This is a genomic window from Burkholderia sp. BCC1988, from assembly GCF_905339895.1.
Taxonomy (GTDB): domain Bacteria; phylum Pseudomonadota; class Gammaproteobacteria; order Burkholderiales; family Burkholderiaceae; genus Burkholderia.
This window is the reverse complement of sequence record NZ_CAJPHA010000018.1, coordinates 77,695-94,680: the sequence shown is the minus strand read 5'-3', so window position 1 is coordinate 94,680 and position 16,986 is coordinate 77,695. Positions and strand designations below refer to the sequence as shown.

Annotated in this window: 17 protein-coding genes; all 17 read right to left on the bottom strand. The window is 63.7% G+C overall.

Features of this window, described 5'->3' with window-relative positions; all coding sequences use genetic code 11:
• Nucleotides 1-247 precede the first annotated feature (247 nt).
• The 17 genes from U4012_RS24650 to U4012_RS24570 all read right to left on the bottom strand — a co-directional run bounded on the left by U4012_RS24650 (nt 248) and on the right by U4012_RS24570 (nt 16,984).
• The gene (locus U4012_RS24650) at nt 248-673 is read right to left on the bottom strand and encodes a F0F1 ATP synthase subunit epsilon (protein WP_006477288.1); all 426 of its coding nucleotides are present in this window, start codon (nt 671-673) and stop codon (nt 248-250) included.
• 153 nt (nt 674-826) lie between these two features.
• The gene (gene atpD, locus U4012_RS24645; RefSeq protein ID WP_321802036.1) at nt 827-2,221 is read right to left on the bottom strand and encodes a F0F1 ATP synthase subunit beta; all 1,395 of its coding nucleotides are present in this window, start codon (nt 2,219-2,221) and stop codon (nt 827-829) included.
• A 66-nt stretch (nt 2,222-2,287) separates the two neighbouring features.
• Nucleotides 2,288-3,163: a F0F1 ATP synthase subunit gamma gene (gene atpG / locus U4012_RS24640; RefSeq protein WP_034209645.1), complete on the bottom strand. Its 876-nt coding sequence runs from the start codon at nt 3,161-3,163 to the stop codon at nt 2,288-2,290.
• 69 nt (nt 3,164-3,232) lie between these two features.
• The gene (gene atpA, locus U4012_RS24635) at nt 3,233-4,774 is read right to left on the bottom strand and encodes a F0F1 ATP synthase subunit alpha (RefSeq protein WP_014895499.1); all 1,542 of its coding nucleotides are present in this window, start codon (nt 4,772-4,774) and stop codon (nt 3,233-3,235) included.
• Nucleotides 4,775-4,818: 44 nt separating this feature from the next.
• Nucleotides 4,819-5,358, bottom strand: a complete 540-nt coding sequence (locus U4012_RS24630; protein ID WP_014895498.1) for a F0F1 ATP synthase subunit delta — start codon at nt 5,356-5,358, stop codon at nt 4,819-4,821.
• Nucleotides 5,359-5,360: 2 nt separating this feature from the next.
• Nucleotides 5,361-5,831, bottom strand: a complete 471-nt coding sequence (locus U4012_RS24625; protein ID WP_006477283.1) for a F0F1 ATP synthase subunit B — start codon at nt 5,829-5,831, stop codon at nt 5,361-5,363.
• 129 nt (nt 5,832-5,960) lie between these two features.
• Nucleotides 5,961-6,233, bottom strand: coding sequence for a F0F1 ATP synthase subunit C (gene atpE, locus U4012_RS24620; protein ID WP_021160442.1), 273 nt, complete (start codon nt 6,231-6,233; stop codon nt 5,961-5,963).
• Between the two features lie 75 nt (nt 6,234-6,308).
• On the bottom strand, nt 6,309-7,160 hold the full coding sequence (gene atpB, locus U4012_RS24615) for a F0F1 ATP synthase subunit A (protein WP_039351439.1): 852 nt from the start codon (nt 7,158-7,160) through the stop codon (nt 6,309-6,311).
• Between the two features lie 119 nt (nt 7,161-7,279).
• On the bottom strand, nt 7,280-7,807 hold the full coding sequence (locus U4012_RS24610; RefSeq protein WP_044845236.1) for an ATP synthase subunit I: 528 nt from the start codon (nt 7,805-7,807) through the stop codon (nt 7,280-7,282).
• 324 nt (nt 7,808-8,131) lie between these two features.
• Nucleotides 8,132-8,257: a hypothetical protein gene (locus tag U4012_RS24605; protein ID WP_321802035.1), complete on the bottom strand. Its 126-nt coding sequence runs from the start codon at nt 8,255-8,257 to the stop codon at nt 8,132-8,134.
• A 121-nt stretch (nt 8,258-8,378) separates the two neighbouring features.
• Nucleotides 8,379-9,500: an SLC13 family permease gene (locus U4012_RS24600; protein WP_321802081.1), complete on the bottom strand. Its 1,122-nt coding sequence runs from the start codon at nt 9,498-9,500 to the stop codon at nt 8,379-8,381.
• Between the two features lie 22 nt (nt 9,501-9,522).
• Complete coding sequence (locus U4012_RS24595; RefSeq protein WP_006482728.1) at nt 9,523-10,416, bottom strand: ParB/RepB/Spo0J family partition protein; 894 nt, start codon at nt 10,414-10,416, stop codon at nt 9,523-9,525.
• A gap of 31 nt (nt 10,417-10,447) precedes the next feature.
• Nucleotides 10,448-11,227, bottom strand: coding sequence for a ParA family protein (locus U4012_RS24590; protein ID WP_044845234.1), 780 nt, complete (start codon nt 11,225-11,227; stop codon nt 10,448-10,450).
• A gap of 51 nt (nt 11,228-11,278) precedes the next feature.
• Complete coding sequence (gene rsmG, locus U4012_RS24585) at nt 11,279-11,965, bottom strand: 16S rRNA (guanine(527)-N(7))-methyltransferase RsmG (RefSeq protein WP_124486820.1); 687 nt, start codon at nt 11,963-11,965, stop codon at nt 11,279-11,281.
• A complete protein-coding gene (gene mnmG / locus U4012_RS24580; RefSeq protein WP_044845232.1) occupies nt 11,962-13,932 on the bottom strand; it encodes a tRNA uridine-5-carboxymethylaminomethyl(34) synthesis enzyme MnmG in 1,971 nt (656 codons plus the stop codon). The genes rsmG and mnmG overlap by 4 nt, the downstream gene beginning before the upstream one ends.
• A gap of 512 nt (nt 13,933-14,444) precedes the next feature.
• On the bottom strand, nt 14,445-15,200 hold the full coding sequence (locus tag U4012_RS24575; protein WP_044845231.1) for an ABC transporter ATP-binding protein: 756 nt from the start codon (nt 15,198-15,200) through the stop codon (nt 14,445-14,447).
• Nucleotides 15,200-16,984: a branched-chain amino acid ABC transporter ATP-binding protein/permease gene (locus tag U4012_RS24570; RefSeq protein ID WP_321802034.1), complete on the bottom strand. Its 1,785-nt coding sequence runs from the start codon at nt 16,982-16,984 to the stop codon at nt 15,200-15,202. Before U4012_RS24570 ends, U4012_RS24575 begins: the two co-directional genes overlap by 1 nt.
• Nucleotides 16,985-16,986: the final 2 nt, after the last annotated feature.

Here is a 16,986-nt window from a genome sequence, read left to right as displayed (position 1 = left end):
TCCGTTTTTGTCTGATCGGCCCGGCGCGCGGCTCGCGCGCCTGCCTGCTCCGCCACGATCGCGGCGGACTGCCTCTGCCGGATGATGCCGCGCTCTGCTGACGACACTCTGACATCAAATCGCGGTGGCCGGATGAAATAGCACGACCGGACGATACGATCCGGCCCGCAAAAAAACAGACGAAAACGACGGGCGAAAAAAAAGCAGCCCGAAGGCTGCTTTCTTTCGCGGGATACGCGCGCGCGGCTCAGTGCCGGCTGCGGATCTTCGCCAGACGCTGGATCGCTTCGAGCTGCGCCATCGCGGTCGCGAGCTCGGATTGCGCCTTTGCGAGGTCGAGGTCCGACTTCGCGTTCTGCAGCGTTTCCTCGGCACGCTTGCGCGCTTCCTCGGCTTTCGCCGCGTCGAGGTCCTTGCCGCGGATCGCGGTATCGGCGAGCACCGTCACGGCGCCCGGCTGCACTTCGAGAATGCCGCCTGCGACGAACACGAATTCGTCGTTGCCGCCCTCGACTTCGATGCGCACCGCACCCGGACGAATCCGGGTGATGAGCGGCGTGTGGCCCGGCAGAATGCCCAGCTCACCCGTTTCGCCCGGCAGCGCGACGAATTTCGCCTCGCCCGAGAAGATCTGCTCTTCCGCGCTGACGACGTCTACTTTGATGGTTGCCATATCGACTCCTGTCGATCGAAGCGAGCACTCGAGCGCTTACTCCGATCCCATGCACGGCGGGTTGAGCGTATTGCGTGGGCGCCTGTCCGCGAACGGATACCATCACGGTATCCCTCACGAACGTACCGGCGCCCGCTGCGTTACGCCTGGCCCTTACGAGATCTTCTTGGCCTTTTCGAAGGCTTCGTCGATCGTGCCGACCATGTAGAACGCCTGTTCCGGCAGGTGGTCGCACTCGCCGTCGACGATCATCTTGAAGCCACGGATCGTTTCCTTCAGCGGCACGTACTTGCCCGGCGAGCCCGTGAACACTTCAGCGACGTGGAACGGCTGCGACAGGAAACGCTGGATCTTACGCGCACGTGCGACCGACAGCTTGTCTTCCGGCGACAGTTCGTCCATGCCCAGAATCGCGATGATGTCGCGCAGTTCCTTGTAGCGCTGCAGCGTCTGCTGAACGCGACGGGTGATCGAGTAGTGCTCTTCACCGATCACGTTCGGGTCGATCTGGCGCGACGTCGAGTCGAGCGGGTCGACCGCCGGGTAGATACCCAGCGAAGCGATGTCACGCGACAGAACGACGGTTGCGTCCAGGTGGCCGAAGGTGGTTGCCGGCGACGGGTCGGTCAAGTCGTCCGCAGGGACGTACACGGCCTGGACCGACGTAATCGAGCCCTTCTTGGTCGACGTGATGCGCTCTTGCAGCTTGCCCATTTCTTCAGCCAGCGTCGGCTGATAGCCCACTGCCGACGGCATACGGCCGAGCAGTGCCGACACTTCGGTACCGGCCAGCGTGAAACGGTAGATGTTGTCGACGAAGAACAGCACGTCGAGGCCTTCGTCACGGAAGTGCTCGGCCATCGTCAGGCCGGTCAGCGCGACGCGCAGACGGTTGCCCGGCGGCTCGTTCATCTGGCCGTACACCAGCGCGACCTTGTCGAGAACGTTCGAGTCCTTCATTTCGTGGTAGAAGTCGTTCCCTTCACGGGTACGCTCGCCCACGCCCGCGAACACGGAGTAACCGCCGTGTTCCTTCGCGATGTTGTTGATGAGCTCCATCATGTTGACGGTCTTGCCCACGCCAGCACCACCGAACAGGCCAACCTTGCCGCCCTTTGCGAACGGGCAGATCAGGTCGATGACCTTGATACCCGTTTCGAGCAGTTCGGTCGACGGCGACAGTTCGTCGAACGCCGGAGCCTTCTGGTGGATCGAACGCGTCGTTTCGCTTTCGATCGGGCCGGCTTCGTCAATCGGACGGCCGAGCACGTCCATGATACGACCGAGGGTCGGCTTGCCGACCGGAACCGAAATCGGCTTGCTCGTGTTCTTCACGGTCAGGCCGCGGCGCAGGCCGTCGGATGCACCCAGACAGATGGTACGGACCACGCCGTCGCCCAGCTGCTGCTGGACTTCGAGCGTCAGTTCCGAGCCATCGAGAATGAGCGCGTCGTAGATCTTCGGCATGCTGTCGCGCGGGAATTCCACGTCGATAACGGCGCCGATGCACTGTACGATCTTGCCTTCTACCAAAGCAGCAGTACTCATCGCTTTTCCTTTAAATACCTGATTCTTTACTCGCGCAAAGGCGCAGTTGTCGTCCGTGGCGCGCGCTTAAACAGCGGCTGCGCCGCCGACGATCTCCGACAGTTCTTTCGTAATCGCGGCCTGGCGGCTCTTGTTGTACACGAGCTGCAGTTCGCTGATCACCGTCTTCGCGTTGTCGGACGCGGCCTTCATCGCGACCATCCGCGCCGATTGCTCGGACGCCATGTTCTCCGCGACGGCCTGGTACACCAGCGCCTCGACGTAACGCACGAGCAGTTCGTCGACGACTGCCTGCGCGTCCGGCTCGTAGATGTAGTCCCACGACGTGGCCGGCGTACCGTCATCGGCTTCGAAGTGTTCCGACGACAGCGGCAACAGCTGCTCGATCACGGCTTCCTGCTTCATCGTGTTGACGAAGCGCGTGTAAGCGATATAGACCGCCGACAGCTTGCCTTCCGAGTACAGATCGAGCTGCGTCTTCACGGCGCCGATCAGCTTGTCCAGATGCGGGGTGTCGCCGAGGTGCACGACCTGCGACATCACCTTCGCGCCGAAGCGGTTCAGGAACCCGAGGCCCTTGCCGCCGATCGCGGTGGCTTCGACCTTCTGGCCCTTCTCTTCCAGCTCCTTGAACTTCTGCACCGTCGCACGCAGCACGTTGGTGTTCAGACCGCCGCAAAGACCCTTGTCCGTCGTGACGAGGATGATGCCGGCCGTCTGCGCGCCGTCGTTTGCCACCATGAACGGGTGGCGGTACTCCGGGTTCGCACGGCTCATGTGCGCGGCGATGGCACGGACCTTGTCTGCATACGGACGAGCGGCGCGCATGCGTTCCTGCGCGCGACGCATCTTCGATGCAGCCACCATCTCCATCGCCTTCGTGATCTTGCGCGTGTTCTGCACGCTCTTGATCTTGCCGCGAATTTCCTTCATTCCAGCCATAGCTTGCTCCTTGACCGAAGCGGCGCGGGCGCATCAGCACCCGCGCGGCCTCAGTGTGTCACTCGCGGATCAATAGGCACCGGACTTCTTGAAGGATTCGATCGCCGAGCGCAGTGCGCCTTCGTCGTCCTTCGAGAGATCCTTGGTGTCTTCGATGCGCTTGATGAGGTCAGCGTGGCTGGTCTTCAGGTTGTCGCGCAGGCCCTTCTCGAACGACAGCACTTGCTTGACGTCGAGATCGTCGAGGTAGCCGTTGTTCGCGGCGTACAGCGACACGGCCAGTTCCCAGACCTGCAGCGGCTGGTACTGCGGCTGCTTCAGCAGTTCCGTCACGCGGCGGCCGCGCTCGAGCTGCTTGCGGGTCGCTTCGTCGAGGTCCGATGCGAACTGCGCGAATGCGGCCAGTTCACGGTACTGCGCGAGGTCGGTACGGATACCGCCCGACAGCTTCTTCACGACCTTCGTCTGAGCGGCGCCACCGACGCGCGACACCGACACGCCGGCGTTGATTGCCGGGCGGATGCCTGCGTTGAACAGGTCGGTTTCCAGGAAGATCTGGCCGTCGGTAATCGAGATCACGTTCGTCGGAACGAACGCGGTCACGTCGCCAGCCTGCGTTTCGATGACCGGCAGTGCCGTCAGCGAACCGCTCTTGCCCTTCACTTCACCGTTCGTGAACTTCTCGACGTACTCTTCCGACACGCGAGCAGCACGCTCGAGCAGACGCGAGTGCAGATAGAACACGTCGCCCGGGTATGCTTCACGGCCCGGCGGGCGGCGCAGCAGCAGCGAGATCTGACGGTATGCCCAAGCCTGCTTGGTCAAGTCGTCATAGATGATCAGCGCGTCTTGGCCGCGGTCGCGGAAGTATTCGCCCATCGTGCAGCCGGCGTACGGCGCGAGGTACTGCATCGCTGCCGAATCCGAAGCCGAAGCGGCGACGACGATCGTGTATTCCATCGCGCCCGTTTCTTCGAGCTTGCGAACCACGTTCATGATCGACGAAGCCTTCTGGCCGATCGCGACGTAGATACAGATCAGGTCCTTGCCCTTCTGGTTGATGATCGCGTCGAGCGCCACCGCGGTCTTGCCGCACTGACGGTCGCCGATGATCAGCTCACGCTGGCCACGGCCGATCGGCACCATCGCGTCGATCGACTTGATGCCCGTCTGCACCGGCTGCGACACCGACTTACGCCAGATCACGCCCGGGGCGATCTTTTCGATCGCGTCGGTCAGCTTCGCGTTGACCGGGCCCTTGCCGTCGATCGGGTTGCCGAGCGCATCGACCACGCGGCCGACGAGTTCCGGACCAACCGGGACTTCGAGAATGCGGCCCGTCGTCTTGACGATGTCGCCTTCCGAGATGTGTTCGTATTCGCCGAGAATCACCGCGCCGACCGAGTCGCGCTCGAGGTTCAGCGCGAGGCCGAACGTGTTGCCCGGAAACTCGAGCATTTCGCCCTGCATCACGTCCGACAGGCCGTGGATACGCACGATACCGTCGGTCACGGAGATCACGGTGCCCTGGTTGCGAACGTCTGCGCTCGCTTCAAGGCCCTGGATCCGGCTCTTGATCAGCTCGCTGATCTCAGAGGGATTGAGTTGCATTATTCGCTCCTGATAGTCAATTCTGTTGCGTGCCGGCGTGGCGCTCAGGCGGTCAAGGCAGCCTGCATCGATGCGAGGCGCGCGCGAACCGAGGTGTCGAGCACTTCGTCGCCGACCGTCACGCGCACGCCGCCGATCAGCGACGAATCGACTTCGACCGTCGGCTTCAGCTTGCGCTTGAACTTGCGTTCGAGGCCAGAGACGAGGCTTTCGAGATCCGCGCCGTTCAGCGGGAACGCGCTCACGATCTCGGCGTCGGCTGCACCTTCACGTTCGTTCTTGAGCGCCTCGAACTGCTCGGCGATTTCCGGCAGCAGCGCGATGCGATGATTGTCGACCAGCATCTGCACGAAGTTCTTCGCTTCGGCGCCGGCCGCGACCGGCGACTTCACCGCAGCAAGCAGCAACTCGGCTACTTGCGTGCGCGTCACCTTCGGGCTCGACGCGACCGACAGCACTTCCGGCAGACGCGCAACCTGGGCCAGCTCTTGCACGAGCGTGGACCAGGCGGCGATGTCACCTCCCTCGGCCACGCGGAACAGCGCTTCTGCGTAAGGGCGGGCGATGGTTGCAAGTTCGGCCATGATCAGAGCTCGGCTTTCAGTTGATTCAGCAGTTGGGCGTGGGCCGTTTGATCGACTTCGCGCTTCAGGATCTGCTCGGCGCCCTTCACGGCCAGCGCGGCGACTTCGCCACGCAGCGCTTCGCGCGCCTTCACGATTTGCTGTTCTGCTTCCGCTTTCGCCTGGGCGACGATGCGGGCGGCTTCAGCCTGGGCGTTGGCCTTGATTTCCTCGGCGACCGCCTGCGCACGCTTTTCAGCGTCGGCGATGCGCTGCTGGCCGTCGTTGCGGGCCTGCGCGAGTTCCTGGTCCACGCGCTTGTGCGCTGCGTCGAGTTCCGCCTTGCCCTTCTCCGCGGCTGCGAGGCCGTCGGCGATCTTCTTCGAACGTTCGTCGAGGGCGTTGATCAACGGCGGCCACACGAATTTCATCGTGAACCACGCGAGGACCAGGAACACGACCATTTGCGCAAACAGAGTTGCGTTGAGATTCACGGTGTTTCCTTATCTGCTATTCCGGAAAAATGAAACGGTAAGGCGCTCATCGAGTTGCATTCGATCAGCGCCCCAAGTCTCCGTTCCGCCCTGCGCCGGCTCACGCCGGTCGCATATTTCCGAGGAACCTTAGCCTGCGACGAGCTTCGACAGGAGCGGGTTCGCGAACGCGAACAGCATTGCGACACCAACGCCGATCAGGAATGCAGCGTCGATCAGGCCGGCCAGCAGGAACATCTTCGTTTGCAGCGGGTTGATGAGTTCCGGCTGACGTGCGCAGGCTTCGATGTACTTGCCACCCATCAGCGCGATACCGATACAGGCGCCGATTGCACCCAGGCCGATGATGATGCCGATACCGATGGCGGTCAGACCCTGGATGTTGGCGATGTAAGCTTGCATGATCACTCCTTTGTGAAAAGACTTGGAACTGAGATTTAAAAAACTAAAACGGAAACTCTTTTTTGCACGCCGCGCTTAGTGCTTGTCGTGCGCTTGGCCGAGATACACCAGCGTCAGCATCATGAAGATGAATGCCTGCAACAGAACAATCAGGATGTGGAAGATTGCCCAGACGCTACCCGCGATCACGTGACCAACGAAGCCGAGGAACGTTGCGTCGCCACCGAAGCTCCACATGCTGCCGAGCAGGGCGATCAACAGGAACAACAGCTCACCCGCGTACATGTTGCCGAACAGCCGCATGCCGAGGGAGACGGTCTTCGCGAGATATTCGACGATGTTGAGCGCGAGGTTAGGGATCCACAGCAGCGGGTGGGCACCGAACGGGGCCGACAGCAGCTCATGCACAAAGCCGCCCGCGCCCTTGATCTTGATGCTGTAGTAGATCATCAGGACGAACACGCCGAGCGCGATGCCGAGCGTGCCGTTCAGGTCGGCCGTCGGGACGATGCGATGGTGGGAAATCACGTCCGACAGACCGAGCAGGCCGATCACGCGGCCCGGCAGGTCGACGGGGAGGAAGTCGAGGGAGTTCATCAGCGCGACCCACACGAACACCGTGAGGGCGAGCGGAGCGATGAAGGTGCGGTTGCCGTGGACGATGGCCTTCGATTGATCCTCGACCATTTCGACGAGCATCTCGATTGCGCACTGGAAACGGCCCGGCACGCCCGACGTCGCCTTGCGGGCGGCCAGACGCAGCAGGAGGATCGTCACGATGCCGCACACGATCGACCAGAACAGCGTGTCGAGGTTCCAGACGTGGATGTCGAAAATCGACGTCTGATGCGAGGTGGAGAAATTCTGCAAGTGGTGCGCAATGTACTCGGACGGATCCGGACCGCGCGTGCCTTCGCTAGCTGCCATATCGTTAATGCCACCCAAATTGTCGAAAATCGTTTTGCCCCGTTCCGCAATACGCTATTGCCGCGATTGCGGGAACGGGCCGGTGCGGTTCGTTGTCGAAACCGCACGCTGCTTGTTGCTTACCGCCAGGCCAGCGCGATCCAGTACGTCTTCAGCACGACGAGGTAGGTGACGAGGAGTGCCGGCCAGTGCACGCCGGCGTAGCCGTATGCCACTGCGGCGAACATCCCGATCGTCACGCCGAGCTTCAGGGCTTCGCCCATCACCCAGCTCATCACGGTGGCCGAGCCACCTGCCTTCAGTCGTGCCACGAACAACGCGCTTGGCACCCAGCCGATCGCCCCGCCCAGAAACGCGGATTGCGCAGCGGCGCCCGGCGACTTTGAAAACAGCCACCACGCCAGCGTTGCAACCAGGGACAAGACCACCTGCGCGATCACCACCTTGTAGGGGGTCACGCGCGACGGCTTGCTCACGTCCGGACCGAACAACCTCTCGGCTTCCGTCCGCGTGAGCGGAACGATGTTGTTATCTTGCTGCTCGGCATCCCAGTCGTCGTCATCGGACTCGCGCCGCTCGCCGGCCGCTGAAGCGGTGCGTTGCGCTCGGTGATCATCGTGCCTGTCGTTCGGCGCCTGACCCGCCATCGCAATCTTCCGCAAAATCCTTGAACCCGGCCCCTGCTTTCCGAAAGCTTTCAGGGGTGCCTAGCTAACAAATCCGGGCGATTGTAAGCGATAGTTGCAAGTGATTCAAGGCTTTAGACGCGACAAAAACCTGCGTAAAACGACGCCTCATCATGTGAAAAACGCGCGAATCCACGACGTACGATGACAGTTGTAAGGTCGCTTTTTTGCACCGGTATTTCTTGCCCGAAAAAGTCCGGCGACGAGGCAATGACGTGGCATCGACGCCTGGTGCGGGCGACACCGGCGCGACGCGTTTGCAGCAGGAATTCCGCTGTGACGCGATCACGGAAAATGATCGGGCGCAGCGATGCGAAGGAGAGGAAATACTGTGACCACCGCGACGAGCGCGATGCGCGAAATACGCTCGCACGCGAGCGCGTCGATGCCTGCAATCAGTTGTTGTGCCACCACAGTCGATCGACTGTGGATCGCCGCACTTATCAACAGCCCCGGCTTCTCACCCACTGCGAATGCTGTGCCCCACCCCGCCAAGCTTGCAGCACGCCTGCACCGCAGGCGGCCGCATCGCTTAACCGCGCACGAGCAACCACGCACCCAAGGCCGCGCTCACGAGCGCGAACGGGATCGACACGAGGTGAAACGGCAGCCACATGCGCGGCTCCTTCGCGAGACGCACCGCGATCAGGTTCGCGAGCGAACCGATCGCGAAACCGAAGCCGCCGACCGATACGCCGAACGCGAGCGCCCGCCAGTCGTGCGTGAATTCCGACAGCAGGATCGCTGCCGGCACGTTGCTGATGCCCTGTGACAGCACCGCGCCTGCCGCGAACACGCGCAGCGGCGAATCGAGGTGAGTCCGCGCGATCGCGTCGTGGACGACGGGCAGCGCGGCCGCGCTGCGCAGCACGACGAACATCAGCACGAAGATCAGCAGCAGCAGCCAGTCGATCTTCAGGACTGCATCACGTCTCGCCACCAGCAGCGCGATCACGACGGCAATCAGGCCCGGCACGGGATGGTGAGCATCGGCGAGCAGCACGAACGCACCGAACAGCACCGCCGCGAGCAACGCATGCAGGCGCTGGACGGGGACGGCCTGGACGTCTCCCGACAGATCGAGCGGCTTCGCGCGAAACGCACACGCCGTCAGCACGAGCAGCAGCCCCATCAGCGCCAGCGCGAGCGGCCCGAGCGTGACGACGAAGCGGCCGAACGACACGCCGCTCAATTGCCACAGGAACAGGTTCTGGGGATTGCCGAGCGGTGTCGCGACGGACCCCGCATTGACGGCCAGCGCGACCACGATCACGAGCCGCCGGAAAGGCAGCGGCGTCAGCATGCGCAGCGACACCATCAGCGGCACGACGACGAACAGCGCGACATCGTTGGTGAGCCACATCGCGAGCGCCGCCGCGAACACGACGAGCAGCATCGCCAGCCCGCGCTCGGAATGCACGTGATGCACGATGCGATGCGCGAGCCACATCAGGCACCCGGACAGCTCGAGCGCCTTGGTCAGCATCAGCAGACCCGCGAGCGTCGCGACGGTCTGCCAGTCGACGAGACCGGCCAATGCGGCAATTGGTTGCGGACGCAACCATTGAAGAATAATCAGTGCAAGCGCCAGTACCGCCAGCACCGGCTCCTGCATCAGCCATCCGAGCCATCGGCGCGGCGCTGCCGCGCCCATGTTCTCCGTCAATCGCACCTCGTTACTCTTCCGTCGCGACGTTGCCGCGAAGGCGCGCGAGAATGCCCTCGAGCGCGTCGAGGTTGCCGAAGTCGATCAGCACCTGCCCTCGCCCGCGGCGGCCGAGCTTGATCTTCACCGTCGACGCGAGCAGGTCGGACAACTCTTCCTCGAGACGGCGCGTGTCGCGGCCGCCGTCATCCTTCGCGCGCGCCTTCACCGCCGGCGCTTCCTTCGTCGTGTGCGCGACCAGCTTCTCGGTCTCGCGCACCGACATGCGCTTGTTGACGACCTGATGCGCGAGCGTGATCTGCGTCGCGGCGTCGACCGCGAGCAGCGCGCGCGCGTGCCCCATGTCGAGATCGCCGGCCAGCAGCATCGTCTGCACCGGCGAAGCGAGGTTCAGCAGGCGCAGCAGGTTCGATACCGCGCTGCGCGAACGGCCGACCGATTCGGCCGCCTGTTCGTGCGTGAAACCGAACTCGTCGAGCAGACGCTGGATACCGTGCGCCTCTTCCAGCGGGTTCAGGTCCTCGCGCTGGATGTTCTCGATCAGCGCCATCGCCGCGGCGGCCTGATCGGACACGTCCTTCACGAGCACCGGCACTTCGTCGAGGCCAGCCAGGCGTGCCGCGCGGAAACGCCGCTCGCCTGCGATGATCTCGTATTTGTCAGACGAAATGGGCCGTACCAGGATCGGCTGCATCACGCCTTGCGCGCGAATGCTGGCCGCCAGCTCCTGCAGGCTGCCTTCGTCCATCCGCGTCCGCGGCTGGTACTTGCCGGCCTGCAGCTTGCCGAGCGCGAGCGTGTTCGGTGCCCCCTCGATCTTCACCGCTTCGGTGATGTCCGCACTGCCGCCGAGCAGCGCTTCGAGGCCACGTCCCAAGCCCTTCTTCTTTGGTACCGCGTTCATGTCTTTCTTCCTCGCTTCGCTCATGTCCGGATCACGACACCTCGAACGCGCGCACGCGATCGATCATCTCGGCACCGAACTGGAGATACGCCTGCGCACCGCGCGAATTGCGGTCGAACACGACGCCCGGCAACCCGTAACTCGGCGCTTCCGCGAGGCGCACGTTGCGCGGAATCACCGCGTCGAACACCTTGTCGCCGAAGTGCGCTTTCAGTTGATCGGAGACTTGCTGCTGCAGCGTGATGCGCGGATCGAACATCACGCGCAACAAGCCGATGATCTTCAGGTCGCGGTTCATGTTCGCGTGGACCTGCTTGATCGTGTTGACGAGATCCGACAACCCTTCCAGCGCGAAGTACTCGCACTGCATCGGGATCACGACGCCATGCGCCGCGCACAGCCCGTTCAGCGTCAGCAGCGACAGCGTCGGCGGGCAATCGATCAGCACGAAGTCGTAGTCGTCGGCCACATGCTCGAGCGCGGCCTTCAACCGACGCTCGCGGTTGTCGATGCTGATCAGTTCGATCTCGGCACCCGACAGCTCGCGGTTGGCCGGCAGCACGTCGTACGTGACGCCCTCCGGACGCACGCGCGCGTCCGTCACCGAGACGCCGTCAACCAGCACTTCGTACACGGTCGACTCGCAGGCGGCCTTGTCGATCCCGCTGCCCATCGTCGCGTTGCCCTGCGGGTCGAGATCGATCAGCAGGACTCGTTGCTCCTGCGCTGCAAGGCTTGCGGCGAGATTGACCGATGTCGTCGTCTTGCCGACGCCCCCCTTCTGGTTCGCAACGCAGAAGATCTTTGCCATCGTTGGTGTGTTCCCTTTACCTTCAAACAAACAGCGCGCTACCGCGCGCCTTCAATTCGCCTCGTCGACGGTGACCTCGATCAGATGCCGTTCGGCATCGAGCATCGGTACCGCCAGCCGCATCGTCTGCTTTACGCGACTGCCTTCCGGCAGCCGTGCAATTTCGTCGTCCGGGTGGACACCCTTCATTGCCCAGATCGATCCGCCGGGCGCGACGAGATGTCGAGCAAGTTTAACGAAGTCGGATAGATCCGCGAAGGCGCGGGATACGATCATGTCGAATTTTTCCGGCACTTCGACACCCGGCTGCAGCGATTCGACCCGCCCGGTGACGACCGACAGGTTCGCGAGCTTCAGCTCCGCACGCATCTGCGTCTGGAATGCAGACTTCTTCTGCACGATATCGTTCAGCGTCACTTGCCAGTCCGGCCGGACGATCGCCAGCACGATACCGGGCAACCCGCCGCCCGAACCCACGTCGAGCACGCGCGCCGATGCACGGTCGCGCAGATGCGGAACGATGGAGAGTGAATCAAGAATGTGCTGGATCAGCATCTGCTTCGGGTCGCGGATCGCGGTCAGGTTGTAGACCGCGTTCCACTTGCCGAGCAGCGCAACGTAATCGAGCAGCTGGTTGCGTTGTGTATCCGTCAATGCGATGTCGAGCGCAGCCGTGCCGTCGACGAGCATTTGTTCAAGTACGTCCCGATTAACCGCCGGCGCGCGACGCGCCGTCATTGTTGCGTCGGGACGGTGCCGTCCCCCTGCTCGGTCGCCTCTGCGGCAGTGCCATTACGACGGCCGAGGCCACGGCGCTTCAGGTGCACCATCAGCAGCGAGATCGCAGCCGGCGTGACGCCCGAGATCCGCGATGCCTGGCCGATCGTTTCCGGCCGGAACTCGTTGAGCTTCTGGCTCACTTCGAACGACAGGCCGCGCACCTCGCGATAGTCGATACCGTCCGGCAGGCGCGTGTTCTCGTTCGCATCATTGCGCTCGATCTCGCTCGCCTGGCGTTCGATATAGCCCTGATATTTGATACCGATCTCGACCTGCTCCTTGATCTGCTCGAGCAGCACCGGATCGTCGGCCAACGGCTCCGCCGGACCGCATTCGCCGCCCTTCAGGCCGCACACGCCGTCGTAGCTGATACCCGGGCGACGCAGCAGTTCGGCGAGGCTGTACTCGTGATCGATCGCCTTGCCGAGCAGCGCGGTCGCCTCTTCCGGCGGCAGCGTCTTGGGCGTGACCCATGTCGACTTCAGTCGTTCGGTTTCACGTGAAACAGCGTCGCGCTTCCGGCTGAACGCATCCCAGCGCACGTCGTCGACCAGGCCCAGCTCGCGGCCGATCTCGGTCAGGCGCATGTCCGCATTGTCTTCACGCAGGCTCAAACGATACTCGGCACGGCTCGTGAACATCCGGTACGGCTCCGCCACGCCACGCGTGACGAGGTCATCGACCAGCACGCCAAGGTACGCCTGGTCGCGACGCGGGCACCATGCGTCCTTCTCCTGCACGTAACGGCCTGCGTTCAGACCGGCCAGCAGGCCTTGAGCGGCCGCCTCTTCATAGCCCGTCGTGCCGTTGATCTGGCCCGCAAAGAACAGCCCGTTGATCGCCTTCGTCTCGAGCGATGCCTTCAGCGCGCGCGGGTCGAAGTAGTCGTATTCGATCGCATAGCCGGGGCGCAGGATGTGCGCATTCTCGAGGCCGCGCATCGAGTGCACGAGTTCGAGCTGCACGTCGAACGGCAGGCTCGTCGAAATCCCGTTCGGATAGAACTCGTTGGTCGTCAGCCCTTCCGGCTCGAGGAAGATCTGGTGCGATTCCTTCGACGCGAACCGGTGGATCTTGTCCTCGATCGACGGGCAGTAACGCGGGCCGACACCTTCGATCACGCCTGTATACATGGGCGACCGGTCGAGGCCGCCGCGAATGATGTCGTGCGTGCGCTCGTTCGTATGCGTGACCCAGCACGGCAGCTGCTGCGGATGTTGCTCCGCACGGCCCAGGAACGAGAACACCGGGATCGGATCGAGGTCGCCCGGCTGCTCGTCCAGCTTCGAAAAATCGATCGAGCGGCCGTCGATACGCGGCGGCGTACCGGTCTTCAGGCGGCCCTGCGGCAGCTTCAGCTCCTTCAGACGCGCCGACAGCGACACGGCCGCCGGATCGCCCGCGCGACCGCCCGTGTAATTGTTCAGGCCGACGTGGATCTTGCCGTCGAGGAAGGTACCCGCGGTCAGCACCACCGCGCGTGCGCGGAAGCGAATGCCGATCTGCGTGACGGCGCCCACCACGCGGTCGCCTTCGACCATCAGATCGTCGACGGCCTGCTGGAACAGCCACAGGTTCGGCTGGTTCTCGAGCCGATGGCGGATCGCAGCCTTGTACAGGATACGGTCGGCCTGCGCACGCGTCGCGCGCACGGCCGGGCCTTTCGACGAATTCAGGATCCGGAACTGAATACCGCTCTCGTCCGTCGCAGCGGCCATCGCGCCGCCGAGCGCATCGACTTCCTTGACCAGATGGCCCTTGCCAATACCGCCGATCGACGGATTGCAGCTCATCTGCCCGAGCGTTTCGATGTTATGGGTCAGCAGCAGCGTCTTCGCACCCATACGGGCCGATGCCAACGCGGCCTCCGTGCCGGCGTGCCCGCCGCCGACGACGATGACGTCAAATTCTGTGGGAAAAAGCATGGTGGATTCCGCGCGCAGGACTGCGCACGAACCTATCTGAGAAATGTATGGGCCGAATTATAGCGGGTTCGCTTTTCACCCGAAGGCCGTCCGAATGGTAGGGGCTGTTCATTTAGCCGGTTTTTTCATCCGATCGGCCGAGCTGTGCCGCCCGGCCAGCCTTGGCGGCGCTGGCGCGACCTCAACGCACATCGTCAAGCTGTGCAAAACCGGTGGTCGGGCAGCGGCTCGTGAACCGACATCACCGTGGCATCACAGTATTTCCAGTCAATCGCCCGACACTTGTCCCCTGTGCCGCCCGCCCCTCTGGCGGCCGACCACTGTCGCGCATGCAACGCTCATTCCCCTGTGCACCTAACGCGATGAGCCCGGACTCTCGTCACAGTGCTTCCGCTGGTTGCTCCGGCACTTATCCCCATACTCGATTCACCGTCAGTCGCCCTCCTCCGAAAACAAAAACGGCGTGTTTCACGTGAAACACGCCGCCCGTTTCCCGCCAACCGCCTCACCCATCAAGCCGTTTTCTTCGCCAGCCCCAGGTACGTTTCGATTACCTGCGGATTCTGTGCCAGCTCGGCGGCCGGCCCTTCCAGCGCAAACTCGCCGGTCTCCAGCACATAGCCGTAGTCCGAGATCTGTAGCGCGGCCCGCGCGTTCTGCTCGATCAGCAGCGTCGCGACGCCCGTGCCACGCAACGCGCTGATGATATGAAAAATCTCTTTCACGATCAGCGGCGCCAGCCCGAGGCTCGGCTCGTCCAGCATCAGCAGGTCGGGCTTACCCATCAGCGCGCGGCCCACCGCAAGCATCTGCCGTTCGCCGCCCGACAGCGTGCCGGCCGCCTGCTTGCGCCGCTCCTTGAGCCGCGGAAACAGCGCGAACACATGATCGAGCTGGTCGAGGAAGTTCGACTCACCCGCAACCTTGCGGCGATACGCGCCCAGCACGAGGTTGTCCTCGACGGTCATCGTGCTGAACAGCTCGCGCTTTTCCGGCACAAGGCACATCCCGCGCGCGACGCGCTGCTCGACGGGCAATGCGCCTACGTCGTTACCGCGGTAAACGATCGCGCCCGACGCGTGCCCGGTCACCGGCAACGCGCCCATGATCGCGTTCAGCAGCGTCGACTTGCCGGCTCCGTTCGGGCCGATCACGCTGACGATCTGCCCTGCGCCGACCTTGATCGCCGCACCGTGCAGCGCCTCGACCTTTCCGTACCGCACCGCCAGCCCGCGTACCTCGAGAATCGGCATCGTCGTGTCCGTCATCACTCCACCCCGCCCAGATACGCTTCGAGCACCGCCGGATCCTGCTGCACGTCCTGCGGCAGCCCTTCCGCGATCCGCGTGCCGAATTCCATCACCACCAGCCGGTCGGTGAGGTTCATCACGAAATCCATGTCATGTTCCACGAGCAACACGCTCATCCCTTCGGCCTTCAGGCGCCGCAGCAGGTCCGCGAGCTGCTGCTTCTCCCGGTAGCGCAGCCCGGCCGCCGGCTCGTCGAGCAGCAGCAGCGTCGGATCGCAGCACAGCGCGCGCGCGATTTCGAGAATCCGCTGCTGGCCAAGCGCGAGGCTGCCCGCTTCGTCGTACATGTGCTTCTCCAGTCCGACGCGGCGGATCTGTCGTGCCGCTTCAGCCAGCAGCTGCGCTTCCTCACGTGCATTGAGCCGCGCGATGCTGCGCCAGACGCCCGTATGGCCGCGCAAATGCGCGCCGATCGCGACGTTCTCGAGCACCGTCATCGTCGGCAGCAGCTTCACGTGCTGGAACGTCCGGCCAATCCCGCGGCGGACGATCTGGCGCGACGTGAGCCCATCGATCCGCTCGCCGCGGAACGTGATCGTGCCGCCGGTCGGCTGCAGCACGCCGGTCACGAGGTTGAACGTGGTCGACTTGCCCGCGCCGTTCGGGCCGATCAGGCCGACGATCTGCCCCGCTTTCACGTCGAAACTGACGTCGTTGACGGCCACCAGCCCGCCGAACTGCTTGCGCGCGTTGTCGACCACGAGCAGCGGCTCGCCCGCCACCGGCTTCGCGCGCTGCGGCAGCGGGTCGGCATGGTCGGGCACATGTGCGCGCGGCCCGCGTGGAAACAGCTTCGCGACGAACGGCCATACGCCCTGGCGCGCGTACTGCAGCAACAGCACCATCAGCACGCCGAACACGATGATCTCGAAGTTGCCTTCCGAGCCGAGCAGCTTCGGCAACAGCGTCTGCAGGTAGTCCTGCAGCACGGTGAGGATCGCCGCACCGAGCACCGCGCCCCATACGTGCGACACGCCCCCGACCACGGCCATGAACAGGAATTCGATCCCGTGGTTCAGGCCGAACGGGGTCGGGTTCACCGCGCGCTGCAGGTGCGCGTACAGGAAGCCCGATACCGCGGCGAGCACGGCCGCGTAGGTGAAGATCACGACGCGCATCCACGCGGTGTTCACGCCCATCGCTTCGGCCATCACGCCGCCGCCGCGCAGCGCGCGGATCGCGCGGCCGGGCCGGCTGTTGAGCAGGTTCTGCACCGACACGATCGCGGCCAGCACGACGGCCCAGATCAGGAAGTACAGGCTGCGGCCGCTGCCGAGCTCGATGCCGAACAGGTTCAGTGCCGGAATCCCGTTGATCCCGTCGTACTTGCCGAGCAGCTCGAGGTTGCCGAACAGATAGAACAGCGCGAGCCCCCACGCGATCGTGCCGAGCGGCAGGAAATGCCCGGACAGGCGCATCGTGACCGCGCCCAGTACCAGCGCGACGAGCGCCGTCAGCACGACGCCTACGATCAGCGCGAGCCACGGCGACACGCCGTATCGCGTGGTCAGGAATGCGGTCGCATACGCGCCGATGCCGACGAACGCGGCCTGCCCGAAGCTCGTCATCCCGCCGACGCCCGTCAGCAGCACGAGCCCGATCGCGACGATCGCGTACAGGCCGATGTAGTTCAGCAGCGTGATCCAGTATTCGGGCACCTGCAGCGCGCCGGGCAGCACCGGCAGCGCGAACAGCACCACGAGAAACACCCAGAAGGTCTTGTTGCGTACCATCGTCTTCATCG